Origin of the sequence: Methanosarcina sp. (assembly GCF_035390745.1) — an archaeon.
Lineage (GTDB): Archaea > Halobacteriota > Methanosarcinia > Methanosarcinales > Methanosarcinaceae > Methanosarcina.
The window spans coordinates 1-6,356 of the sequence record NZ_DAOOUJ010000008.1 but is presented as its reverse complement, the minus strand read 5'-3'; the positions used below and the strand labels follow the sequence as shown (position 1 = coordinate 6,356).

Annotated in this window: 4 protein-coding genes; 1 reads left to right on the top strand and 3 read right to left on the bottom strand. The window is 45.9% G+C overall.

The window, feature by feature from the left end:
* On the top strand, positions 1 to 3,504 hold a 3,504-nt coding region (locus tag PLL47_RS03735; protein ID WP_324444858.1), incomplete at its 5' end, for a hydantoinase B/oxoprolinase family protein.
* A 160-nt stretch (positions 3,505 to 3,664) separates the two neighbouring features.
* Here PLL47_RS03735 and PLL47_RS03730 read toward each other — a convergent pair.
* The 3 genes from PLL47_RS03730 to PLL47_RS03720 form a co-directional block, all read right to left on the bottom strand.
* A complete protein-coding gene (locus tag PLL47_RS03730; RefSeq protein ID WP_324444857.1) occupies positions 3,665 to 4,735 on the bottom strand; it encodes a formate--phosphoribosylaminoimidazolecarboxamide ligase in 1,071 nt (356 codons plus the stop codon).
* Between the two features lie 292 nt (positions 4,736 to 5,027).
* Entirely contained in the window at positions 5,028 to 5,540 is a 513-nt protein-coding gene (locus PLL47_RS03725) for an Ig-like domain-containing domain (protein WP_324444856.1), read from the bottom strand.
* Between the two features lie 18 nt (positions 5,541 to 5,558).
* Positions 5,559 to 6,143, bottom strand: a complete 585-nt coding sequence (locus tag PLL47_RS03720) for a hypothetical protein (RefSeq protein WP_324444855.1) — start codon at positions 6,141 to 6,143, stop codon at positions 5,559 to 5,561.
* Positions 6,144 to 6,356: the final 213 nt, after the last annotated feature.

Genomic DNA, 6,356 nt, shown 5'->3' with positions numbered 1-6,356 from the left:
AAAATGGGCACAACCGTGGGCACGAATGCTCTTCTTGAAAGAAAAGGAGAGCGCACTGTCCTTGTTATAAGCAGGGGTTTCGGAGATGCTCTCAGGATAGGGTATCAGAACCGCCCTGATATTTTTGCTCAGAAAATAGAACTTCCTGACCAGCTTTATGAGAGGGTTATCGAAGTTTCCGGCAGGTACAGGGTAGACGGGGAAGAGTTTGCGCCTCTGGACCTGGAAAGCGCTAAAAAAGAGCTCGAAGAAGCTTTCAAAGCCGGCATCCGTTCGGCTGCAATCGTTCTCATGCATGCCTACCGGTATCCCGAGCATGAGTTAAAACTGGGCAGGCTTGCAAAGGAGATTGGTTTTACACAGGTGTCCCTTTCCCACCAGGCAAGCCCACTCATAAAATTCGTGAGCAGAGGGGAAACAGCAGTCGTGGATGCTTATCTTTCTCCGGTACTGCGCAGGTATGTTGATATGGTCGAAAAGAGCCTGCAAGAAAAAGGACGTGAAGCGGAAAGGAAATCTCACAAAAGCCCTGAAAGTGAGCAGGAAGTAAACAACAGCCCCAAAAACAGCCCTAAACTCATGTTTATGCAGTCCAGCGGCGGGCTTATAGATTCCGGGGCTTTCCAGGGCAAAGACTGCATCCTTTCAGGACCTGCCGGTGGGATAGTCGGAGCAGTTGCAACCTCTGAAATGGCAGGTGCAAAAAAGATAATCACTTTCGATATGGGTGGTACTTCTACCGATGTAGCCCAGTACAGCGGGGAATATGAACGCAGCCTCGAAACAGAGGTCGCAGGTGTTCGCCTGCGTTCTCCCATGATGCGCATCCACACGGTTGCAGCAGGAGGGGGTTCAATACTTCATTACGAAGGCGGCAGGTTCAGGGTTGGACCTGATTCGGCAGGCTCGGACCCGGGACCCGCATGTTACAGGAAAGGCGGGCCTCTTACGGTTACGGACTGCAACCTTATGCTCGGAAAACTGCAGCCCGGATTTTTTCCGAAGATCTTCGGAACAGGGGCAGACCAGCCGCTCGATTCCGAAATTGTGCGCAGGAAATTTGAAGAGCTTGCTGAAATGGCTTCTGTGAACGGGAACATTCCAAATCCTGTTTTAACTCCTGAGCAGGCAGCAGAAGGTTTTCTTTCCGTTGCAGTCGAGAACATGGCAAACGCGATCAAGAAAATCTCGGTCCAGCGTGGGTATAATGTAAAAGAATACACACTCTGCTGCTTTGGGGGAGCAGGAGCTCAGCATGCATGCAGAGTTGCAGATGCTCTCGGAATCAAAAGCATTTTCATTCATCCTTATGCAGGAGTTCTTTCCGCATACGGAATGGGGCTTGCAGACCAGAGGTTGATAAAAGAGCAGTATATTGGGGCCGAACTGTCAGAAAGGCAGGTAAATGAGTTAAAATCCGTTTTTGCAGGGCTTGAAGCTGAAGGGCGGCTTTCCATGCTTGAGCAGGGAGTTCATGAAAACTGCATAAATGTGCTTTACAGGGCACATATGCGTTATGTGGGATCGGACACGCAGCTGGCTGTGGATTTTGCAGATAGCGTCGAATCCCTCAGGTCTGGCTTTGAAGAAGCCCACAAAAAACGCTTCGGATTCATAATGGAAGGCAAGCCTATTGTTATAGAATCCGTTTCTGTAGAAACCGTGGGAGTTACTGAGAGAGTCTCTGACCCTCTTTTTGAGCTTGACAAAAACCAGGCAATTTCTCCTGCTGCCAGGGTTCAGATGTACAGTTATGGAGAATTCCTTTCTACTCCGGTTTTCAGTATAGAAACTCTTAGACCGGGAGCCTGCATAAAAGGGCCTGCAATTCTTACCGAAAAAAACACTACCATTATAATCGAGCCGGGCTGGCAGGGTGAAATCACTGCCCGAAATCACCTTATGCTTAGCCGCAGAGTTCCGCTCCCTGCAAGGACAGCCATAGGAACTGAGGTTGACCCTGTGATGCTTGAGATTTTCAATAACAGGTTCATGTCCATTGCCGAGCAGATGGGCTACACATTGCAGAACACTGCCCATTCTGTAAATATAAAGGAGAGGCTTGATTTTTCCTGCGCGATTTTTGACGGGAAAGGAAACCTGATAGCAAACGCACCTCATATCCCTGTGCATCTCGGTTCCATGGGAGAATGCGTGAAGTATCTTATAAGGGCTCATTCCGGAGATATGCATGCAGGAGATGTATACCTTATCAATTCACCGTATCATGGCGGGACCCATCTTCCTGATATTACCATTGTTACTCCCATATCCGGCATTTCCGGAGAGATTCTTTTTTACCTTGCTTCCAGAGGACATCATGCTGATGTAGGTGGTGTTACTCCGGGTTCCATGCCTCCGGAAAGCAAAAGCATAGAAGAAGAAGGAGTGCTCAGCGAAGGCATGAAGATAGTTGAACAGGGCAGGTTCCTTGAAGATCAATTAAGAGCATGGCTCGGTTCGGGTAAATATCCTGCAAGGAACCCTGACCAGAATGTGGCTGATATCAGAGCACAGGTAGCTGCAAACGAAAAGGGGCTTCAGGAACTGAAGAGGATGGTTGAGGAATTTTCCCTTGAGACCGTTGAAGCTTATATGGGACATGTGCAGGACAATGCAGAAGAAGCTGTCAGAAGGGTTATTGACCGGCTTGAGAATGGGGAGTTTACATATCTTCTTGATGACGGGAACGCAATTAAAGTGAAGGTTACAATCGACCGGAAGAACCGGTGTGCAAAGATTGATTTTACAGGCACGTCCCTTCAGCTTTCAAGCAATTTCAATGCGCCGGCATCGGTCTGCCTGGCTGCTGTCCTTTATGCATTCAGGACACTTGTGAAAAGTGATATCCCTCTGAATTCAGGCTGCTTAAGGCCGCTTGAAATTATAATTCCTGAAGGTACCATGCTCAGACCTGAGCCTCCTGCAGCCGTTGTTGCCGGAAATGTTGAAACCTCGCAGTATATTGTTGACGCTCTTTTTGGAGCTCTTGGAAGCCTTGCAGCCTCCCAGGGTACGATGAATAACTTCACTTTCGGAAATGCGGATTTTCAGTACTATGAGACTATATGCGGAGGAGCTGGTGCAGGTCCGGGTTTTTCAGGCACCGATGCTGTCCATACTCACATGACCAACTCAAGGATTACAGACCCTGAGGTTCTTGAATCGAGGTTTCCGGTTTTGCTTGAGGAATTTTCCATCCGGCAGGGAAGCGGAGGAGACGGCGAGTTCAGGGGTGGAGATGGGGTTGTCCGAAGGTTCAGGTTCCTTAAAGATATGGATGCTGCAATACTTTCAAGCCACAGGATATTTCCTCCTTTCGGGCTCAAAGGCGGAATGCCAGGAAAGTGCGGGAAGAATGTGCTTATCCTCAGGGAAGGCAGGGTTGTCGAAGTTGGTGGGCGGGCAGAATTGAAGTTGAAAAGCGGGGATGTATTTGTAATCGAAACGCCTGGTGGTGGGGGGTATGGCAGACCTGAAACCCGCAGGTATCAGAAGGAGTAAAAAGAGAAAAATAAAAAATCTGTAGCAGATTTTTATGTTTTCAGGTGGTTATATTTTCAGCTGGAAACAGCTTTTAACACCTGAAAACAAACATCACGAGCTTTGAGCAGTTCTCTTTTAACCTTTCAACCTTTAACCTTTAACCGTTCAATTTTTGTTTTTATGACAATATCTTATCAAGCTGGTTTGTCCGGGCTGCTTCTTTGATTTCCAGGGAAATTCTTCGTCCCATCGAAAGATGTTTCTGCATAAGGTCTGAATAAGGGGAGCCTGAAATGTAAAGGTTTGTCCCTGCTACGATCCTTGTCGATAGTTCAAAGACCTTGATTTCAAGCGTATCCATGACAACCGCCTCTATACAGAAAGCCCCTATAACACCTCCAAAAAGGTTCAGAGACTCTTCAACAACCTTTTCTCCGAGGGAGAATATGCGGGACAGGAGAGACTCTCTTGCCACGAGAGGCATATTTCCTGTGATTACATATGTAGGGCAGATGCCTGCTTCGATGAGTTCTCTCGGGGAGCCGAGCCTGAATATCTCATCGGCATTGGATTCTACCCTGCGGTCCATGCTGAGGAGTTCAAGGCTGCCCCTGCTCAGGGTATATCCGTCGTTTCTTAATGGAGAATAGAAGTAGTGCAGATAGTACCGGGTTCCGGTGATAAATTCCTGGATTGTGAATTTTCGGGTGCGGTCTACGAGTTCGTTGAATTCATCGTAATTCTTTGCAACGAAGAAGCCTTTACCTCCCTGTGCTCCTTCGTACTCGACCATCACAGGTCCTTTGATATCATGAGGGTTATCGATTTTTCGGGGCATCTGAGTGCCTGCACCAAGAAGCCATTTGCATTCTTTAGCCCTGTCCGATTCCCATTCGATTGCAATCCTGTTTCCGAAAACGGGAACTGGAATCTCCAGGTAATTTTCCTTGCCAAGGTAAGCAATAAGTGTGCTGTGAGGGACGATGATAGTGTTTTTCTTTCTGAGTTCCTCAGCTTTTTTCATCAGGTCTCCATAGCTGTCGAGTACAAGGTACTCATCAGGTTTTGCTCTGGGAAATGCATCATAGAATTTTGGGGGCTTCCCGGCGCAGATTCCCAGAGTCTTGAAACCTTCTTTTCGCGCCCCGTCAAAGATCTGGAGGCTTGAGTGAGAACAAACTGTCGCAATAGTAATACTTTCGGGATCGTAATCATTCAGAAATTCAAGAACCTGCTGTTTTGTGATCATAATTGCTCCGAAGGACAAATTTAGGTTGGAATATAGTCGGTTTAAGGTTAAGATCTGGTCCCTGTATAAAATCAGTAATTCATCTGTGTTAGATCAATAAAAAGGTTCTCTATAGCAACGTATTGGATGAGGAAAATAGGCGAAAAAGAGGATGAAAAACTGGATAAAAGAATCGAGGAAAAGAGATAAAGGGAAGGAATAGATAAGAAAAATAGAATAAAAAAGTTGAGATTATTGTGCCTTTTTTAGAAATCAAAAATCATTTAACGGGTGTTCTGTCTCACCTTCTATTTCATCTTACAATCCTGTAAGTATATACAAAATCTCCTCCGGCTTTTCCGTCTTTATCGCCGTCCAGAGCGATTCCCCTTTCATCCATTATAAATCCTGACCCGGTCTCGCTTCCAAGAAGGGTTATTGTTATCTCGGCTCCGTGCTCGCCCATCGGATATTCGTTATAGGGACGGAACATCAGCATTCTGGATCCTGCGTCCAGAAGCCCGGCTACAGGTTCCGTTGATGCAGAACTTCTGACTATTACGGTTTCTTCCGTAATTGTTGCGTTATTCATGGGCATGTCAAACTCAATCCAGATAGGAGAGTCACACCTGCAGGCAAAAGTCTGTCTGTCAGGGTAAATGGCTTTTACTGTGGGAGGAGCTGGTCCGTGTTTGAAAGGCACTGGAATGGATTTCAATGCTGCAGGGAGGGACCTGTCATGTATGTATTTTTTGATTATATAGAAAAGTGCGATTCCTGCAAATGCACCCAGTAATATTTTTGACCAGTTTCTTGTTCTGCACATTTCCGGGACCTCTGGGTCTCATTCAACACCAGTTTTATCTTCGCTGTGTTTGGCTCTGTATTTTTTAATTGCATATGCAGCAGTAATTCCAGCAAGAGCACCCATTGCTACTTTGTTGAATTTGATCATTGAAGATCCCTTATCTTCTTCGTATGTTTTCACCTCAACTTCTTCGAGCTCAGCTTCCGGCTCTCTATGGTGAAATTTTCTCAGGAGGTAGACTCCCAGCAGCCATTTCCCGTATTTTTTCACCATGTGCGGCAGGAATGAACCCTGATTGCTTGATGGTTTAATATTTTTCTCAGGTTGTTCTTCCTCTTTATGGGACTTTCCTGATCGCAGCTTTTTCACAGCACAGGTTGTAAGCATTAATTTCCCGTATCTGCTCAGCAATCCCTCTTTTCTCTCGCCATGCTCTCTGGTCCCGTACCCCCATGTCCTGAGCTCCTCTATTAAATATGCGCTTAAGATCAGTTTTCCGTATTTACTCACTGCTCTGCACCTTTTATGCTCAGAAACCTCTGAAACCTTATGAGATTTTCCTGAAACGAGTCTTTTCATGATACATGCGCCCAGCAACAGCTTGCCATATTTGCTTAACAATCTTATTCCCCCCGGGTGTTTCCTGACCGAAGTATACCCTTTTTATTATCCTCCGGAAAGGAGAGCAATTAATTTCATTCTGCTTTATTTTATCCTATATTCCGCATAATATATAACGGCAACTATATTATATACATAGCAAATTTTAACTGATAACTACTTTTTAAATATATCAGGCACATCAGCAAATAATCCCTTGAGTTATTGAAAACG